The sequence below is a fragment of the Frateuria sp. GZRR35 genome, from assembly GCF_051900415.1.
Classification (GTDB): Bacteria; Pseudomonadota; Gammaproteobacteria; order Xanthomonadales; family Rhodanobacteraceae; genus Frateuria_A.
Genome location: NZ_JBHZGL010000001.1, coordinates 451,874 through 469,277, shown reverse-complemented (window position 1 = coordinate 469,277; position 17,404 = coordinate 451,874). Strand labels below are relative to the sequence as shown.

Here is a 17,404-nt window from a genome sequence, read left to right as displayed (position 1 = left end):
CAAGGCTTCCCATGGATGTCGAACAACCAGACCGGTCGCGCTCGAGCCCAGTCGCCCCGCCGGCGCACTGGCCGGCGAAGACGCGCCGCCTGGTCGACGAAATCCGCCAGTTGTGCCGTGAGTGGCTGTCCGGACCGCTGAGGTCGTGCCTGGCGGACTTCGACCGCGCCCTGCACGAGCACGCAGCCAGCGCCCGCAGCCATATCGACCAGCAGCGCTACCAGGCCACCCGCCAGCGCCTGGTGCAAGAGCGCCAGGCATTCGAGCAACGTTTCATCGAAAGCATCGACCACGCGCTGCTGGAACTGGGCGCGCTGCCGGCGGAGGCCAAGGCGCAACCCGTGCGCCTCACCCTGAGCCTGCTCGATCCGATCGAGCACGAGATGACCGCTGCACTGGACCAGCTGGTCGCCCGCAGCGCCGCACGCGGCGGCCCACTGCTGGTGGAACTGAGCTACCGCCTGGCGGTGCTGATCGGCACGCCGCCGCTGGAGAGCGAGGCCATGCCGCTGGGTCCGCAGGCGATGGCCAAGGCGTTCCGGGATTCCAGCGCGGCGCTCGGCCTGCCGGCCGAGCACCACCTGCTGTTGCTGCAGGCGGTCGAGGGCAAGCTGATCCAGGGCCTGACCCCGCTGCACGAGGTGGTCAACAACCACCTGGCGGCCGCCGGCATCCTGCCGCGGTTGCGCCCCTTCCCGCTACCCCGCTCGCCGCGGCCACCCCGCCCTCCGCGCCCGCTGCCGGCCGCTCCCGCGCCGGCCGCCGAAACATCTGGCGCACCGGCGAGGCCCTCCGGCCTGCGCGAACTGCTGACCCGCCAACGCGGCCCGCGGCCGGTTTCCGGTCACGCGCGGTTTGCCAGCACCGGTGAACTGGACGCCGCACTCGCCAACCTCTCGCGCCAGCGGGTGGATCCGGACATGCTCCGGCGTGCTCCGCGTCTGCGCGAAGCGCTTATCGACCAGCTCAACGCGGGGCAGCCGATCGACGCTGTTCCCATCCTGCCGGGGCCGGATGCCGACGACACGCTGGAGCTGATCGCCCGGCTGTTCGACACCCTGCGGCGTCAGCAGCCACCCCAGGCCGCTGCGCACGATCTGCTCGACCGCGTGCAGTTGCCCATGCTGCGGGCCGCTCTGGCGGACGAAGGCTTTTTCGAACATCGCGAACACCCGGCACGCCAGTTACTCGACCACCTGCTCGAAGCGGCCCGCGACTGGCTGGAAGGGAGCGACAGCGCCCTGGTGCCCTCGCTGGAACAGTTGCTCGAACGCCTCGACCGCGAACCGCCCACACCTGGGTTGCATGCCGACCTTGCAACCGAACTCGAACGCCAGGTCGCCCAGCAGCAGCGCAAGGCCCAGGTCGCCGAGCGTCGGCACGTCGAGGCGATGCAAGGCCGCGAACGGCTGGAACAGGCCCGCCAGCGCGCCGCCGACCTGCTTGCCGGGCTGCTCGCCAAGGCACCACCGCGCGCCGCGCTGCGCGCACTGCTCGAACACGCCTGGTCGGACGTGCTGGCATTGACCCTGCTGCGCCACGGCGAGCAGAGCGACACGTTCGCCCGCCGGCTGGTGATCACTGACCAGCTGCTCGGCCGCCTCCCTCCCGGCAACCTGGACGCCCTTCAGGCCGAAGTGGTGGCCGGACTGCAGCAGATCGGCATGCACGGCGACGAGGCCACCGGCATCGCGCAGCGCCTGATCGGCGCAGGCGCGGTCATGCAGGAAGGAGAGCCCGCAGGGCTTACCGGTCTGGCGATGCGCCTGAAGCAGCGGCATGGGCCGGGCGAGGCTCCGCCGCCAGCCCATGCCCCGGCGCCGGTACCCTCGGCCGAAGCATTGCGCCTGCATCAACGCCTCGGCCGGCATCCCGGCGGCTGGTTCGAATTCGCCCAGGCTGACGGAAGCCGGGTCCGGCGCAAGCTGGCCTGGTATTCGCCGCGCGCCGCGCGCGGCCTGTTCGTGACGCGCCAGGGGCAGCGCGCCGAGGAGATGAGCCTGGCCGACCTCGCCCAGGCGATCGCCGCGGGTAAAGTCCGCGAAGTACCGGCCGCTAACGAGAGTGACCTGGACCGTGCCTGGCGCGCGCTGACCGACAGCCTGCGCCAAGCCACCCCGATGCCTGGAGCTCGTTCGTGACGCCCAACCCGCAGGAAAGCCGCCGCGCCCATCGCAAGCCGGTCAATATCGCCGCCGAGGTGGTCGATGCGATCAGCGGCCGGCGCATGGGTCAGTTGGGCAACCTGTCGGCCAGCGGCATGCTGCTGATCGGCAGTGATGCACCGCGCAACGAGGCGATCTACCAGTTGCGGCTCCCGTTGCCAGGTTTGGCCGAAACGACGCCGACGATCGAAGTGGGCGTGCAGGAGCAGTGGCACGAGGAAGCGGCCACGCCGGGGCAGGTCTGGGCCGGCTATCGCATCATCGCCATCGGCGATCAGGAATCGGCACAGCTGCAGCGCTGGCTGGACATGCCCGGCTGAGTTTTTCCATGGGTGGCCCTCGGCGGCCCACCGCGCGATCATGGGCAGTCTCCCCACCGGCGGGACCGCCTTCGCGCCCGCCGCCCGATGAAGGACGCCGCATGACCGAGAACCTCGCCCCGCTCTACGCCCAGCACCTGGCCACCCTGCGCGAACGCGCGGACAAGGCGCTCGCGCTGGGCGGCTTCGACCGGATGCTGATCGCCGCGGGCAAGCCGCTGAACAAGTTCCTGGACGACCAGGACTTCCCGTTCGTCTCCAATCCGCATTTCCGCCACTGGCTGCCGCTGACCGACGCGCCGGGCAGCTGGATCGTGTACGAGCCCGGTGCGAAGCCGAAACTGGTGTTCGTGCAACCGCGCGACTACTGGCACGTGGCGCCAGCGGCGCCCAGCGGCTATTGGGTCGACCAGTTCGACATCCAGGTCGTGCGCAGTGACGCCGACGCCATCGCGGCCCTGCCGAAGCAGGGCCGCCATGCCGTCATCGGACCGGCCTGCCCATCCATCGAAGGCGTGGAAGCGAACAACCCCGAGCCGGTGATGAACTACCTGCACTGGCACCGCAGCTACAAGACGCCCTACGAGCTGGCGCTGATGCGCGAGGCCAGCCGCATCGGCACGCGCGCGCACCACGCGGCCGAGGCGGCGTTCCGCAACGGCGAGAGCGAGTTCGGCATCCACATGGCCTACCTGGCCGCCGCACGGCAGATCGACGCCGAACTTCCGTACTCGAGCATCGTGGGCCTGAACGAGCACGGGGCGGTGCTGCACTACACCCACTTCGACCGCCAGCCGCCGTCCGTGCATCGCTCGTTCCTGATCGACGCGGGCGCCAGTTGCGCCGGATACGCCAGCGACATCACCCGCTCCTACGCCGCCGCCGGCGCGGGCGAGTTCCAGGCGCTGATCGACAGCATGGACCTCGCCCAGCGCGAGCTGGCCTCGAAGGTGCGCGCCGGCCAGAGCTATCCCGAGCTGCACATCCACGCCCACCACCTGGTGGCCGGCGTGCTGCGCGAGCACGGCATCATCCGCATGGACGCCGAGGCAGCGGTCGCCAGCGGCGTGACATCGGCGTTCTTCCCGCACGGCCTGGGCCATCCGATCGGCCTGGCCGTACACGACGTGGCCGGCTTCCAGCAGAACGAACGCGGCGGCAGCATTCCGCGTCCGGAAGGCCACCCGTTCCTGCGCATGACCCGCGTGCTCGAGGCCGGCATGGTGGTGACCATCGAGCCGGGCCTGTACTTCATCGACATGCTGCTGGACGAGCTGCGCGCCAACCCGGCGGCGAAGGATGTCGACTGGGCCCGCGTCGACGCGTTCCGGCCGTATGGCGGCATCCGTATCGAAGACGACGTGGCGTGCACCGACGGCGAGCCGGAAAACCTCACCCGCGACGCCTTCGCCCTCCTCTGACCGCCCAAGGCCCGCTAGTGGGCGATGCCTTTGCTTGCACGTCCGAAAAAGGCATCGTCTGCTAGCGGCTCCCACGAAGAGCGGTGCGCGCTCAGTGGTAGCCCTCGCCAGCCAGCACCTTGCCCCGGAAGACACGGTACGAGTAGACCGTGTAGGCGAGCACTGCCGGGATCAGGAACGCCGCTCCCACCAGCACGAAGCCTTGTGACGACGGCGGCGAGGCGGCCTCCCAGATGCTCATGCTGGGCGGCACGATGTTCGGCCACATGCCCACCACCAACCCGGTGAAGCCGAGCGCGAAGAAGCACAGCGCCAGCACGAACGGCTGCACCTCACGGTTCTTCAGCACGGCGCGCCACAACAGGATTGCGTTGAGCACCGTGAAGATCGGCACCGGCGACAACCACAGGATGTGTGCGCCAGTGAACCAGCGTTCCATCAGTTGCGAATCCAGGAACGGCAGCCACGCGCTGACCATCAGCATGAAGCCGATCACCGCCAGCATCAGCGGCCGGGTGAGGTCGAACGCGATCCGCTGCAGCCGCCCGTCGGTCTTGAGAATCAGCCAGGTGGCGCCCAGCAAGGCGTAGCCGAACACCACCGCGACCCCGGTCATCACCGCGAACGGACTGAACCAGCCGAACGCGCCCTGCACATACTTGCCGCCGGTCAGCGGCATGCCCTCGACCAGTGCACCCAGGATCAGCCCCTGCGCGAAGGCGGTCACCACCGAGCCCACGCTGAAGGCCACGCCCCACAGCCAGCGCGAGGTATGTGCCTTGAAACGGAACTCGAACGCCACGCCGCGGAAGATCAGCGCGATCAGCATGGCCAGGATCGGGAGGTACAACGCGGACAACACGATGGCGTAGGCCTTGGGAAAGGTCGCCATCAGACCGGCACCGCCGAGCACCAGCCAGGTCTCGTTGCCGTCCCAGATCGGCGCGGCGGTGTTCATCATGTGGTCGCGCTGGTCTTCGTCGTCGGCGAACGGCAGCAGGATGCCCAGCCCGAGCACGAAGCCGTCCAGCAACACGTACATGATCACCGCGAAGCCGATGATGAAGAACCACACCACGGGGAGCACGGTCGCCCAGTCCATCGTCAGTCTCCCATCGGGTCGTCGGGCGCGGACAGCGGACGCGCCGGCGTGCGGTGGTGGCTGCCGTGCACCGGCGTGGCCGGCTGCCCGCGCTGCGGCGCCGGCAGCGGGCCGTCGCGGAACAGCTTGAACAGGTACCAGATGCCCGCGCCGAAGATGCCGAGGTAGACCACCACGAAGGTGATCAGCGAGGCCAGCACGCTGGACGCCGGCAGCACCGTGGCTGCCTGGGAGGTACGCATCAGCCCCTGCACCACCCAAGGCTGGCGGCCGACCTCGGCCACCCACCAGCCGGTGAGTAGCGCGATGAAGCCCGAAGGGATCATCACCACCCACGCCTTGAGGTACCAGCGGTCGCGGAACAGGCTGCCGCGCCTCCAGCGCCAGAGGCCGAGCAGCGCCAGCGCCAGCATCATGAGGCCCAGGCCGACCATGACGCGGAAGGAGAAGAACGGGATCTTGACCGGCGGTCGCTCGTCGCGCGGGAAATCCTTCAGGCCCTTGACCTCGCCGTCCCACGAGTGGGTGAGAATCAGGCTGCCCAGGTGTGGCACCTCCACCGCGTAACGGTTGGTTTCGGCCTGCTCGTCGGGCCAGGCGAACAGCGCGAGCGGTACGCTGCTCGCGGTCTCCCAGCGCGCCTCGATCGCAGCCAGCTTGGCCGGCTGGTACTCGCGCACCTTCAGGCCCGCCATGTCGCCGATCACGATCTGGATCGGAATCACGATCGCCAGGAACGCCAGCGCCAGCTTGAGCATCGCCCCGGCGCGGTCGACGAAACGCCCCTTGAGCAGATAGACGGCCGAAACACCGCCGACCACCATGGCGGTCGAAATGAACGCCGCCAGCACCATGTGCGGCAGCCGCACCAGGAACGAGGGGTTGAAGATCACCTGCCACCAGTCCGCCGGGTAGAACACGCCGTCGCGGATTTCGTAACCGGCCGGCGTCTGCATCCAGCTGTTGGCGGACATGATCCAGAACGAGGACAAGAGCGTGCCCAGCGAGACCATGCAGGTAGCGAGGAAATGCACGCCGTCGCTGACCTTCTTCCAGCCGAACAACATCACGCCGAGGAACGTCGCCTCCAGGAAGAACGCGGTCAGCACTTCGTAGTTGAGCAACGGCCCGACGACGTTGCCGGCGACGATCGAGAAGCCGGCCCAGTTGGTGCCGAACTGGAAGCTCATCACGATGCCCGACACCACGCCCATGCCGAAGGCGACGGCGAAGATCTTCAGCCAGAAGAAATACAGGTCGCGCCACAGGTCCGTGCGCTTGACCAGCCACACGCCCTCGATGAACGCCAGCCACGCCGCCGTGCCGATCGTGAAGGCGGGGAACAGGATGTGGAAGGACATCACCCACGCGAACTGCAGGCGGGAAAGGAATTCGGCCGTCAGCATCGGAACCTCGCGGTACGCGTACGACGACCTACCTTACGTCCGCACGCGTGACGGCGACGGTACCGCGACATCGCGCCACGGCGCGGTGGACGTTCAGACAAAGCAGCCGCTGGCGCGCCGCCATGACGTCTCTTCGCTCTTCAGCCGGCCACGGCGATCCATGCGAAAGAAAGCGGCGGGCCGAAGCCCGCCGCCAGAGACTCTGCCTGGCTACCCGCCAGCGGCCTATTCGCCCTGCGCCCGGCGCAGGTCCAGCAGCGGCACGCCGCCACCAGGCAGCATCGTCTGCGGCAGGCGACCGTCCCATTTCTCCGCCACGGTCAGTTGCACCAGGCCCGCGTTCTGCCGCAACGCTTCGCCGCGTGCCTTGATCGCAGCGGCCTCCGCCTCGCCGCGGATGCGCGTGGCCTCGGCCTGCGCGGTGGCCTCGGCAAGCGCCGAATCGGCGCGCGCCTTGGCCTTGGTCACGGTGATCTCGGCGTTGATCTTCTCGGTGTCCAGGTTTTGCCGCTTGGTCTGGATTTCCACCTCGGCCATCATGCGCTTTTCGATCGAATCCTCGTACGCCTGCGAGAACTCGATCTCCTCGACCTGCACGCTGTCGATGCGCAAGGGCCCGACCGTGCCCTTCTTCACCGCATTGTTGACGTCGATGCCGAACTGGGTTCGGTCCTGGATCACCGAAATGGCGTTGTAGCCACCGAACACGTTCTTGAGCTCATCCGGAAGCTTGCGACTGACCAGTCGCTCGACCAGTGCGTCGATGCTGCCGTACTGCGCGTAGAGCGCCTGCACCTGGTCGTCGGGAATGTGGAAGCTCACCGACACGCGCATGGTGGCCGGCTGCTGGTCGCGGCTGTAGGCCTCGAGCTTTTCGTAGACCTGGGTCTGGTTCTGCACCGATATGAACTTCACCTGGTCCACGAACGGCAGCTTCAGGTGCAGGCCTGGCTGCGCAATACCCACCACTGCGCCGTAGCGCAACTGCACGCCGCGCGTGCCCTGGTCGACCGTGTAGAAACTGCCCAGCAACGCCATCAACAACACCAGCGCGCCAGCGGCCAGCGCGCCCAGCACGAACCATCCCTTGCGCGGCCTGCCGCCGGGCCTGGCCATCTCCAGAACCATACCGATTTCCTTGAATCAACGGCGACGTCTGAAGTCGCCCACGAAAGCCACGGCGCCACGGATTACCAGCGCGACCAGCGTCAGCGCACCCAGCGCTTCAAGCAGGACCGTCATGCAGATTTTCCCCTGTGCCCCCAGGACCGCGCGCGCGGCCGATCCAGCCGAGCGAGTCTATCAGGGGCGCCAGTCCTGATGAGTTTCAGCCGGAGCGCGCCAGCAGTTCGGTCAGCGCCTGGGGCTCACGCGGCACTGCGGCGCTCAGCACCTCATGGCCGTCTGCGCTCACCGCCACGTCGTCCTCGATGCGGATGCCGATGCCGCGCCAGCGTTCGGCGACAGCGCGCAGGTCGGGCGGCACGTAGATGCCCGGCTCGACCGTCACCACCATCCCCGGCTCGAGCAGGCGCGCGTCGCCATCGACGCGGTAATCGCCCACGTCGTGCACGTCCAGCCCGAGCCAGTGGCCCGTCTTGGAGGGGAAAAAGGTCTTGTACGCCCCGCTCTCGATCGCCGCATCGGCCGCACCCTTGATCAGCCCCAGCGCGCACAGGCCCTCGGCGATCACCTGCACCGCCGCGTGGTGCGCCGCGTCGAATGGGCGACCTGGCTTGACCTCGTCGATCGCCGCCTGCTGCGCGGCCAGTACCACTTCGTACAGCGCGCGTTGCTCGCGTGACCAGCGGCCGTTGATGGGGAAGGTGCGCGTGATGTCGGAGGCGTAGCAGTCCACCTCGGCACCGGCGTCGATCAGCAGCAGGTCGCCGTCCTTGAGCGGCGCGCGGTTGGCCACGTAATGCATGGTGCATGCATTGACGCCACCGGCGACGATCGGCGGAAACGCCGGCACCGCACCACGGCTGCGCATCACCCGCAGCAGCTCCGCCTCGACTTCGTATTCCAGGCGCCCCGGCAGCGCAGCCGCCATCGCCGCCACGTGCGCCTCGGCGGCAATGCCAGCGGCCTGGCGCATGAGCTTCAATTCGCCGCGCGACTTGTAGAGCCTGAGGTCGTGCAGCAGGTGCCCCAGCGCCACGAACTCCTTCGGCACCACGCCACCGCCGCGCAACTGGCGCAGGCGCCGCATCCAGCCGAGCAGCCGCGCATCGAAATCCGGTTCGCGCCCGAAGTGGCAGTACACCCGCGCGCGCCCCTCGATCATGCCGGGCAGGATGTCGTCGATGTCCTCGATGGGGAACGCATCGTCCAGCCCGAAGTCGCTGACCGCGCGCTCGGTCCCGGCCACCTCGCCGTGCCAGCGCTCGTGCGCCGGATCGCGCTCGCGGCAGAACAGCACCGCCTCGCCGTGCGCCCGCCCGGGGAGCAGCGCCAGCACGGCGTCCGCTTCCGGGAAGCCGGTGAGGTAGTGGAAGTCCGAATCCTGCCGGTACGGCCAGGCCGCGTCGGCGTTGCGCATGCGCTCGGGCGCGGCAGCCACCAGCAGCGCCGCGTCGGCGCCGGCCATGCGCATCAGCTGGCGCCGACGCCGCGCGAACTCGGTGATCGCGATGCTCAATGCAGCGTATCGTTCGCCGGGCGCTGGGCGCTGTGGCATTCGGCGAACAACAACATCGCGCCCATGCGCACGAACTCGTGCACCTCGATCAGCGCATCCTCGTCCTCGCTCTCGTCGCCGAAATCGAAGGCCGAGCTGGCGATGGTGGTGAGGTCGCGCAGGATCTCCTGCGCCTCGTCCGACAACTTTGCATGTGCGCCCGCGCCGGCCAGTCCGAAGCCGCCAAGGAAACCGCGGCACCATTCCACCAGCGCCTCGGCACGCTCGGCCAGCGGGCGGTCGTCCGCCGGCAGCAAGGGTTCGAAGCCGAGTTCGGGGTCGGCCAGCTCACCGCGGGACTGGGTCGCCAGCCGCTCCAGCAGCGCCTGGTCATGCGGCGCCGGCACGACCGCCTCGCCGCCCTCGAACTCCAGCGTCGCCAACAGCGGTTGCTTGTCCAGCGAGCCGCCACCGGCCAGATAACCGCACAGCGAGCCATGCAGCTCGCTGGCGTCCGCGCCGATGCGCATGCGCACGAGCGCGGCATCCAGCTCGTCGTAACCGAGCATATCGGTGCCAGTCATGGGGGCTCTCCATAGGGATCGGCCACCCAGTCTAATCGGCCCGGGCTCGGGAGGAACGCCCCTTGGGCGTGACCGCGCGACACGGTCGCGCCCGAGGGCGCGCCTACGGGGAAGTGCGGCACCTTTTCGTGCGGCAGGCTTGGTATATTTCACACCATGAGCACGCCCGATCCCGTCCAGCAGGAATTGGCCACCCTGAACCAGCAGTTGGACCGCCTGCTGGACCTCGTGCGCCGGCTGCAGGAGGAAAACCGCAGCCTGCGGCACAGCCAGGAACAGCTGGCCAACGAGCGGGCGGGCCTGATGGCACGCAACGACCAGGCGCGCACCCGCGTCGAGGCGATGATTCAACGGTTGAAAGCCCTCGAGAACAACGGCTGATGAGCAGCACGCCTCCCTCCGCCTCCGAGCCGGTCGCGCTGCGCCTGCTGGATCGCGAATTCCTGATCGCCTGTGCCCCGGAGGAAAGGGACGGCCTGCTCGCCGCAGCCACCTTTCTGGACCAGAAGATGCGCGAGCTGCGCGCCAACGCCCGCACGCCCGGCTTCGACCGGCTGGCGGTACTGGCGGCGATCAGCGTGACTCACGAATACCTCGGCCTGCGCAAGCAACACGACGGGGCTGATCGCAGCGTGACTGACGGCCTCGCCGCACTGCGCCGCAAGCTTGAAGCGGCGCTGGACGCGCAAGTAAGATAGGCCCCGGCGTTTTCTGCGGTGTGCGCCAGCACACTCTACATTTGCCTTGTTCCTATATACGGCCCCGGGTCGGCTTCACATGGTTGTTGTGCATGTCCGCCGCGTGCGGAAAGCCTTTAAGGCCATGTAGCCCTCCCACCTGATCCAAGCGGATCAAGGTCGTTCGGTGGGCAGCGGCATCGTGGTTGACGCCACCCCTTTTCCCGCCTGGTCGACGTTGATGCAACGTCGGCCGGGCGCGAGCGGCGCCGGTCGCGCCGTCTTCCAGGAGATGCGCCTTGGACGCCACCGCCCAACGCCGCGAACTGCGCCAGCATCTCGCCGCTCGCCGCCGCGCCCTCACGCCGGCGCAACGCATCGCCGCCGCGCAGGGCCTCAGGCACAGCCTCGAACAGCTCCCCGAGTACCACACCGACGCACGCGTCGCCGGCTACTGGGCTTGCGACGGCGAGCTGCCGCTCAACCTGGTGATCCCGCCGCTGGCCGCGCGCGGCCAGCGCTTCCTGCTGCCGGTGCTGGGCCAGGACCGCGAACTGCGCTTTGCCCCCTGGTCGGCCGGCGAAGACGTCGAACCCAACCGCTATGGCATCCCCGAACCGGTGGCGCCGCGGGAATGGTTCGCGCCTTTCCAGCTCGACCTGGTCCTCGTTCCGCTGCTGGGCTTCGACCGCCACGGTCACCGGCTGGGCTACGGCGGCGGCTGGTATGACCGCAGCTTTGCGTTCCTGAACGACCAGGCGCGCCCCACCGAGCCCCTGCTGGTGGGCGTCGCGTACGACTTCCAGGAATTGCCGGTCATCAAGCCGGAGACGTGGGACGTGCCGCTGGACTACGTCGCCACCGACCGTGAGCTGATCGACTGCCACGCGGAAGACGCTCCGTGAGCGCGACACCTGCCGCCTTCGCCTCCCGTGGGGAAACCTGCGCCGCGCTCGACGGCCATGCCTGGCAGACCGGTCGCGCACAACGTGCATGCCTGCCACACCACCGCCTCCCGAGGTTCCGATGAGCGAGCGGCCCTACACGCACTGGTTGATGAAGTCAGAGCCGGACACCTTCTCCATCGACGATCTCAAGCAGCGCAAGCGCGAGCCATGGGACGGCGTACGCAACTACCAGGCGCGCAACTTCATGCGCGATGGCATGCGCAAGGGCGACAAGGTGTTCTTCTACCATTCCAACTGCGCCGAGCCCGGCATCGCCGGCATCGCCGAGGTGGCCAGCGAGGCCTATCCGGACCCCAGCCAGTTCGATCCCAAGAGCAAGTATTTCGATCCCGCCAGCTCGCGCGACAAACCGCGCTGGATGCTGGTGGACGTCAAGTACGTGCGCAAGCTCAAGCGCGTGATCACGCTGGAAGAACTCAAGAACCTGCCTGCCCTCGAGGACATGGCGCTGGTGCGCAAGGGCAACCGGCTGTCGGTGATGCCGATGGGCGCGCAGGACTGGAATTTCATCCTGGCGCTCGAGTAGTTCCCCATCCGACGCCAGCCGGTGGCTGGCCGGCAAGACTCCAAGGAAAACGTTCATGAGCAACGAAAAGCGTCTCGCTGGCGAGGCTGCCATCCGCTACGTCGAGGACGGCGCCATTGTGGGCGTCGGCACCGGCTCGACCGTGGCCTTCTTCATCGACGCGCTGGCCGGCATCAAGCACCGCATCCATGGCGCCGTGTCGAGCTCCGAGCAGTCGACCGCGCAGCTCAAGCGGCATGGCATCCCGGTGCTCGACCTCAACAGCACCGGTCCGCTCTCGCTTTATGTCGACGGCGCCGACGAGTGCGACCCGCACAAGCGGCTGATCAAGGGCGGTGGCGCGGCGCTCACGCGCGAGAAGATCGTCGCCGAGGCCAGCGCCCAGTTCGTATGCATCATCGATTCGAGCAAGCGAGTCGGTCTGCTTGGACGTTTTCCGCTGCCGATCGAAGTGATTCCGATGGCACGCAGCCTGGTCGGTCGCGAGATCGTCAAGCGTGGCGGCCAGCCGGTGTGGCGCGACGGCGTGGTGACCGACAACGGCAACTGGGTGATCGACGTGCATGGCTGGCAGATCACCGATCCGGTGTCGCTGGAGGCCGAGCTGAACCAGATTCCGGGCGTGGTCGCGGTGGGCCTGTTCGCGCGGCGTCCCGCCGACATCGTGCTGGTCGGCGACAAGGAAATGTGATCCGCGGCTTCAGCCCGCCTCCCAGCAATGTGGCGGCGGGCTGAAATCCACCCTGCAAAGACCGCGTATCAGACCGTGCGCACGCCGTTTCGGCCGAAGCGCAGGTGCCGGCTGGCCTGCCGCGCCTCCTGCAACCGGCGCTTGTGCGCGCTCAGCAGATCGCCACGGGTGATGATACCTACCATGCGATGCGGGGCGTCCTTGCTCACCACGACCAGTCGCCCGACCTGCTCGGCAACCATGTGGTCGGCCGCTTCGCGCAGCGAATGATCTTCCTTGACCATGATCGGCGGCCGGGTAACCAGGTCGCCCAGCGCCAGCGAGTACGACCACTGCGGATCGAGCAGGCTGCGTCGGGTCAGCACGCCCAGCACCTGGTTGTTCTCGTCGACCACCGGGTAACCCTGGTGCTGCGATTCGGGCGAGCCCTCGTTCAACCAAGTACGCACCTCGCCCAGGATCTGGGTGGTGCGCAAGGTCACCACGGCGCGCGTGCAGGCATCGCCGGTCGCCACCTGATCAAGATAGTCGGCCGCGTATTCGGAAGGCACCCGCACACCGCGCCGGGCGATCTTCTCGGTCATGATGGTGTTGCGCATCATCAGCGCCGAGATCAGGTACGCGGCGGTGCAGCCGCCCAGCAGCGGCAACAGGCCGGCCGGCTGGCCGGTGGTCTCGAACGCGAACACCACCGCGGTCAGCAGCGCACGCGAGGCGCCGGCGAAGATCGCCGCCATGCCCACCAGTGCCGCGATGCGCGGGTCGATGCCGAACTGGGGCAGCAACGCCGCCAGGCCCAGGCCGATCAGCGCGCCGAGCGCGCCACCGATGGTGAACAGCGGCGCCAGCGTACCGCCGGACGTGCCGCTGCCCAGCGAGATCGACCAGGAAATGAACTTCATCACGCAGAGGAAGAACAACGTGTGCAGGGTGAACTCGCCGCTGACGATGCCCTCGATGTTGGTGTAGCCCACGCCCAGGGTCAGCGGCGCGAAATAACCGACCACGCCCACCGCGATGCCGCCCAGCGCCGGCCACCACATCCAGTGGATCGGCAACTTCTCGAAAGCGTCCTCGATGCCGTAGACGATCCGCGTCACGCCGACGCTGATCAGCCCCAGCACGGCACCGACGCCCACGTAGCAGGCCAACGCGACAGCCCCCGGCTCGGCCAGCGCCGGCATGGCGAAGACCGGCGCCGTTCCCTGGAACGCGTAACGCACCGAGGTGGCCGCCACTGTGGCGAGTGCGACCGGAATGAGCGAGCGCGGGCGCAGCTCGAACAGCAGCAGCTCCACCGCCAGCACCACGGCCGCCACCGGCGAGGCGAACACCGCAGCCATGCCCGCGGCAGCGCCAGCCGCCAGCAGCACCTTGCGCTCGCCGCCGGTGACCCGCAGGAGCTGTCCTATGAACGAGCCAAGCGCACCGCCGGTGGCGATGATTGGGCCTTCGGCGCCGAACGGACCACCGGTGCCGATCGCGATCGCCGAGGACACCGGTTTGAGGAACGTGATCCGCGGCGGGATCTTCGACTCGTTCAGGAGCACCTGCTCCATGGCCTCGGGGATGCCATGGCCGCGGATGGCGCGCGAACCCCAACGCGCCATTGCGCCGACGATCAGGCCGCCGATCACTGGCACCACGATCACCCACGCGCCCAGGTGGTGGCCGGCCGGGGAAGAGAATTCAGTCGACACGCGGCCATAGAACGCCAGGTTGGTCACCAGCCCGATCAGCGAGGTCAGCACCTGCGCGATGAGGGCTGCCGCCAGACCGAGCACCACCGAGACTGCAGTGATCCGCAGCACCCGCCGGTCCACCAGGGTGGAGCGACGGGGCATACGCGTGGCATCGAGGCTGACCCCCAGCGCGGGAGAGAGGGGCAAGGCGTCCGTGCTGCCTTCCAGGCGCACGCCCGGCGGGGGCGCCGGCTTCTCGGAGGGGGAAGTCATGGAGATACCGCGGGTAAAACGGGGATTTTACGCCTCCGGAGCAAGGAACCGAAGAGCGGCTCCTTGGCGCTCGTCCGCGCCCCCGCGTTGACCTGATGTCGCGGTTCCGGCGACCCGGATCGCCCTGGCGCCACGTCGCATGTTCGATGGGGGCGCCACGCCCAGAAGCATTCGGCAGCGGCGGCGACCACAAGCCAACGCGGGCTTCGGGAAACTTAACGTGACGCTCAGTTTCGGAGCGCGTCTTCGCGAAAAAATCACTATTGGAAGGTAGAGTGCGATTGCTCAATCAGTGAGCAGTCCAACAAAAGGGGACATGGCTATGATCAAAATCCTGCCGCGCCGCGCACTTCTCGCCGGCCTGGTCGTCATGGGCTTTTCGGCATCTGCCGTGGCGGCGACGAGCACGGGCCTGGGTCAAGCCTGGCCGAATGCACAGGACGTGAGCGCAAGCACGCATTGGCATGTGTACACGTTCGCCAACAATGGCGTGCAGTACGTTCAGGTGAACGACCTCTTCGGCAACGTGCGCGTGGCTTTCGCCAACATCAACGGGCAATTCCTGGTTCTGCCCATGGGGCGCGATGCGCAGCGACTCTCCACGCCGCAGCAGAACACCCTGACCAGCAGCACCGCGGTAGCGTTGACCTCGTACACCGAAACGGTGTTCCAGAGCAGCGCCGTGAAGCTGCAGGCCGTGCCCATGAGCGATGGCACCGTTGCATTTACAGCGACTCCTGCCAGCACCACTTCGACGGCTGCCCCGTGCGACGATCCGGAAGAATGCAGCAGCCATTCGCCGTAGGCGTCAGTGTGTATGCGAGACGAAAAAACCGCCTTTGAGGCGGTTTTTTTTGTTTCTCGGTCGGGGCGGGTGACGGCAGGCTGAGTGACCGCTCCGGACCTCCAGCGTCTTCACGGCTTGGCACATCCGCGTACGGCGATAGGCGTCCTGGGACCCATCGGCGCGCTCCTGCGACGGGGCGGCTCGTGACCATGCGCTCGTTCGAGCCCGTCACCCTTTCCCGAATCGGCAAGGGGTGTCCTCTACCCAGAATTCCCGGAAAGATGCCTGCGGGTCAGACGAGTTCCGGATCGAACAGGATCAGGCTGATCCGGCTGCCGGTACCGTGGGCGCGCGCGTGCACCTTGCCTTCGAAGATGCCGGCACGGTCCTTGAGCGCCCCCAGCCCCATGCCGCTCCCGCCAAGCGCCGACTGGATGTCGTCCCAGCGCACGCGTGCCAGCCGCTCGTAATCCACGTCACTGTCGACACACAGCACCGCCCAACGCCGTCCGCCGGAATGGCCGCCGCGCAGGCGCACCCGAACCTTGCTGACGTTGCGCTTGGCACAGGCAAGCGCAATGGCTTCCGAAGCCAGGCGGTAAAGCGCCATGTGGACACTGGTGGAAAGCTGGTCGATCTCACCCTGGATATCGCACCAGTAAACGATGCCGCCTTCGTCGAGAGCACGCGGTATCGAGCCTTCGCGCAACGCCGCGGGCAGGCCGCGGTCGCGCCAGGACAGCGGGTACAGCGAATCAGCAAGACGGTAGATCTGGTGCTGCGCCACCGCCGCCTGGCGATAGTAGGTGCGCTCGTCGGTTCCGGGCAGCAGGCAGCGCAACCTGCCGAGCAGCTGCGTGTACGAGGCCTGGATCGCCCCGCTCATCTGCTCCAGCGCATACGAGGTCTGGCGCAGTTGCAGTTCACCCAGGTAGACGTTCCGCTGCGCCATTGCCAAGGCCAGACGCGAATCCGTGCGCTCCTGCTTTTCACGCTGGTGCAGCACCGCGATCCGCGCACCGAGCATCAGCATGGTGGTCGAGGTGAAGGCGATGAAGGCCTGGGCCTGCACGGTCTCGTGGTCATGCATCACGGGCATGGTCAGAATCACGGCGATGCTCGCGGCGGTACCGCCGATCGCAGCCCCGTGCCAGCCGTGGCGCAGCGCCAGCCACGCGACCGGCAGGAACATGGCCATGCGGGCGGCCTGGCTTGCATCGCCGGCGACACCCGAAGCGAGCCAGACCAACAGCGCGAGGGCCGGCAAAAGCAGAGAGACGGTTTCGAGTACCAGGCGGTTCTCGGACATCGATGCCAGGAGCTGCCTCAACGCCGTGACCAGCAACTTCTCCCGTACCGCCAACACCAGCGGCACGATGGTCAGAATGCCGGTGTACGAGCCGAGAAAATACCGGCCTGCGGCCGCGCGATAGTCATACGGCGATTGGGCCGTGGCCAGAACCAGTGCCGTGGTATCGGCGAGGGTCCAGACGAACGAAACCAGCAGCGCACAAAGCAGGAACACGTTCATGCTGGTGATCGAACGTGACGGGAACAGGCGGCGCTGCTCCCTGCAGAAGCGAACGATCGGCATGGCCAGACCGATAGGCGGCACGAGCATCACGGCCGACCACATCCAGCCGTACTGCTCCATGCAACTGAAGCTGATGTAGCCCAACGGCAGCAACTCGCCGACCAGCAGGGCAGGCCAGTAGCGGTAAGGCATCAACATGAGCGCGCACAGGCGCAGGCCTGCGAACAACACCCAATGGGAGAACGAAATTTCGCGCAGCAGCGTGTAGCTGACTGCATAGCCGAGCGCGACTGCCAGCTGCCGAAACCAGATGTTGTCCCAGATCCTTGTCAGCATTGTCCTTACCCCCTTGGCATGGATGGCCTGAATCGCCCCAATTCCGCGACCGGTCCACGTCGGCATGTTATTCCGCCCATACAACAATTCATCGCGTGAAAAACGAGTGAAACCAACAACCTACCGCACCCGGATCGGCGACGCCCATCGTAGCGCAAGCAGGGCCAGTGCAACGTTTGGCGCCCCTGCCCCACTGTGCCCTGCGTCGCAGGATCGGCATCCGGATCACCCGTCGTAGAAAAGCAGATACGCCGGTTTTCCGTCGCCCAAACACACATGCAAAAAAGAGGCCCGCCAATGGCGGGCCTCTTT

The 17,404-nt window shown here is 67.5% G+C and carries 16 protein-coding genes and 1 other RNA gene; 10 read left to right on the top strand and 7 right to left on the bottom strand.

From position 1 onward, the window contains the following. Window positions 1-11: 11 nt before the first annotated feature. The 3 genes from ACFWZ3_RS02005 to pepQ all read left to right on the top strand — a co-directional run bounded on the left by ACFWZ3_RS02005 (window position 12) and on the right by pepQ (window position 3,906). On the top strand, window positions 12-2,141 hold the full coding sequence (locus ACFWZ3_RS02005) for a DUF1631 family protein (RefSeq protein WP_439706104.1): 2,130 nt from the start codon (window positions 12-14) through the stop codon (window positions 2,139-2,141). Beyond that, window positions 2,138-2,485 carry a PilZ domain-containing protein gene (locus ACFWZ3_RS02000; protein WP_439706103.1) on the top strand — a complete coding sequence of 116 codons (348 nt, stop codon included), beginning with the start codon at window positions 2,138-2,140 and terminating at the stop codon, window positions 2,483-2,485. Before ACFWZ3_RS02005 ends, ACFWZ3_RS02000 begins: the two co-directional genes overlap by 4 nt. A 101-nt stretch (window positions 2,486-2,586) precedes the next feature. Then, window positions 2,587-3,906 carry a Xaa-Pro dipeptidase gene (gene pepQ / locus ACFWZ3_RS01995; protein WP_439706102.1) on the top strand — a complete coding sequence of 440 codons (1,320 nt, stop codon included), beginning with the start codon at window positions 2,587-2,589 and terminating at the stop codon, window positions 3,904-3,906. Between the two features lie 91 nt (window positions 3,907-3,997). On the opposite strand, the gene cydB is transcribed toward pepQ, so the two are convergent. The 5 genes from cydB to ACFWZ3_RS01970 all read right to left on the bottom strand — a co-directional run bounded on the left by cydB (window position 3,998) and on the right by ACFWZ3_RS01970 (window position 9,618). Beyond that, window positions 3,998-5,008 (bottom strand): cytochrome d ubiquinol oxidase subunit II, encoded by a 1,011-nt coding sequence (gene cydB, locus ACFWZ3_RS01990; RefSeq protein ID WP_439706101.1) that lies wholly within the window; start codon window positions 5,006-5,008, stop codon window positions 3,998-4,000. A gap of 2 nt (window positions 5,009-5,010) precedes the next feature. Then, window positions 5,011-6,411, bottom strand: coding sequence for a cytochrome ubiquinol oxidase subunit I (locus ACFWZ3_RS01985; protein WP_439706207.1), 1,401 nt, complete (start codon window positions 6,409-6,411; stop codon window positions 5,011-5,013). A 228-nt stretch (window positions 6,412-6,639) separates the two neighbouring features. Beyond that, entirely contained in the window at window positions 6,640-7,542 is a 903-nt protein-coding gene (locus tag ACFWZ3_RS01980) for a prohibitin family protein (RefSeq protein ID WP_439706100.1), read from the bottom strand. Window positions 7,543-7,741: 199 nt separating this feature from the next. Further along, window positions 7,742-9,094, bottom strand: a complete 1,353-nt coding sequence (locus ACFWZ3_RS01975) for an aminopeptidase P N-terminal domain-containing protein (RefSeq protein WP_439706099.1) — start codon at window positions 9,092-9,094, stop codon at window positions 7,742-7,744. Then, on the bottom strand, window positions 9,052-9,618 hold the full coding sequence (locus tag ACFWZ3_RS01970; protein ID WP_439706098.1) for a UPF0149 family protein: 567 nt from the start codon (window positions 9,616-9,618) through the stop codon (window positions 9,052-9,054). The genes ACFWZ3_RS01975 and ACFWZ3_RS01970 overlap by 43 nt, the downstream gene beginning before the upstream one ends. A 156-nt stretch (window positions 9,619-9,774) precedes the next feature. On the opposite strand from ACFWZ3_RS01970, the gene ACFWZ3_RS01965 reads away from it, so the two are divergent. The 6 genes from ACFWZ3_RS01965 to rpiA all read left to right on the top strand — a co-directional run bounded on the left by ACFWZ3_RS01965 (window position 9,775) and on the right by rpiA (window position 12,480). Continuing rightward, window positions 9,775-9,999: a TIGR02449 family protein gene (locus ACFWZ3_RS01965; RefSeq protein WP_209617550.1), complete on the top strand. Its 225-nt coding sequence runs from the start codon at window positions 9,775-9,777 to the stop codon at window positions 9,997-9,999. Continuing rightward, the gene (locus tag ACFWZ3_RS01960) at window positions 9,999-10,316 is read left to right on the top strand and encodes a cell division protein ZapA (protein WP_439701498.1); all 318 of its coding nucleotides are present in this window, start codon (window positions 9,999-10,001) and stop codon (window positions 10,314-10,316) included. Before ACFWZ3_RS01965 ends, ACFWZ3_RS01960 begins: the two co-directional genes overlap by 1 nt. A gap of 7 nt (window positions 10,317-10,323) precedes the next feature. Next, window positions 10,324-10,508, top strand: a non-coding RNA gene (gene ssrS, locus ACFWZ3_RS01955) — 6S RNA. Between the two features lie 86 nt (window positions 10,509-10,594). Next, complete coding sequence (locus ACFWZ3_RS01950; protein WP_439706097.1) at window positions 10,595-11,200, top strand: 5-formyltetrahydrofolate cyclo-ligase; 606 nt, start codon at window positions 10,595-10,597, stop codon at window positions 11,198-11,200. A 121-nt stretch (window positions 11,201-11,321) separates the two neighbouring features. Beyond that, window positions 11,322-11,789, top strand: a complete 468-nt coding sequence (locus ACFWZ3_RS01945) for an EVE domain-containing protein (protein ID WP_439706096.1) — start codon at window positions 11,322-11,324, stop codon at window positions 11,787-11,789. 55 nt (window positions 11,790-11,844) lie between these two features. Next, window positions 11,845-12,480 carry a ribose-5-phosphate isomerase RpiA gene (rpiA, locus tag ACFWZ3_RS01940; RefSeq protein ID WP_439706095.1) on the top strand — a complete coding sequence of 212 codons (636 nt, stop codon included), beginning with the start codon at window positions 11,845-11,847 and terminating at the stop codon, window positions 12,478-12,480. 68 nt (window positions 12,481-12,548) lie between these two features. On the opposite strand, the gene ACFWZ3_RS01935 is transcribed toward rpiA, so the two are convergent. After that, window positions 12,549-14,435: a chloride channel protein gene (locus tag ACFWZ3_RS01935; protein WP_439706094.1), complete on the bottom strand. Its 1,887-nt coding sequence runs from the start codon at window positions 14,433-14,435 to the stop codon at window positions 12,549-12,551. A gap of 322 nt (window positions 14,436-14,757) precedes the next feature. Here ACFWZ3_RS01935 and ACFWZ3_RS01930 point away from each other — a divergent pair, with 322 nt between their 5' ends. Then, complete coding sequence (locus ACFWZ3_RS01930; RefSeq protein ID WP_439706093.1) at window positions 14,758-15,240, top strand: hypothetical protein; 483 nt, start codon at window positions 14,758-14,760, stop codon at window positions 15,238-15,240. Window positions 15,241-15,514: 274 nt separating this feature from the next. On the opposite strand, the gene ACFWZ3_RS01925 is transcribed toward ACFWZ3_RS01930, so the two are convergent. Continuing rightward, a complete protein-coding gene (locus ACFWZ3_RS01925; RefSeq protein WP_439706092.1) occupies window positions 15,515-17,158 on the bottom strand; it encodes an MASE1 domain-containing protein in 1,644 nt (547 codons plus the stop codon). Between the last annotated feature and the right edge of the window lie 246 nt (window positions 17,159-17,404).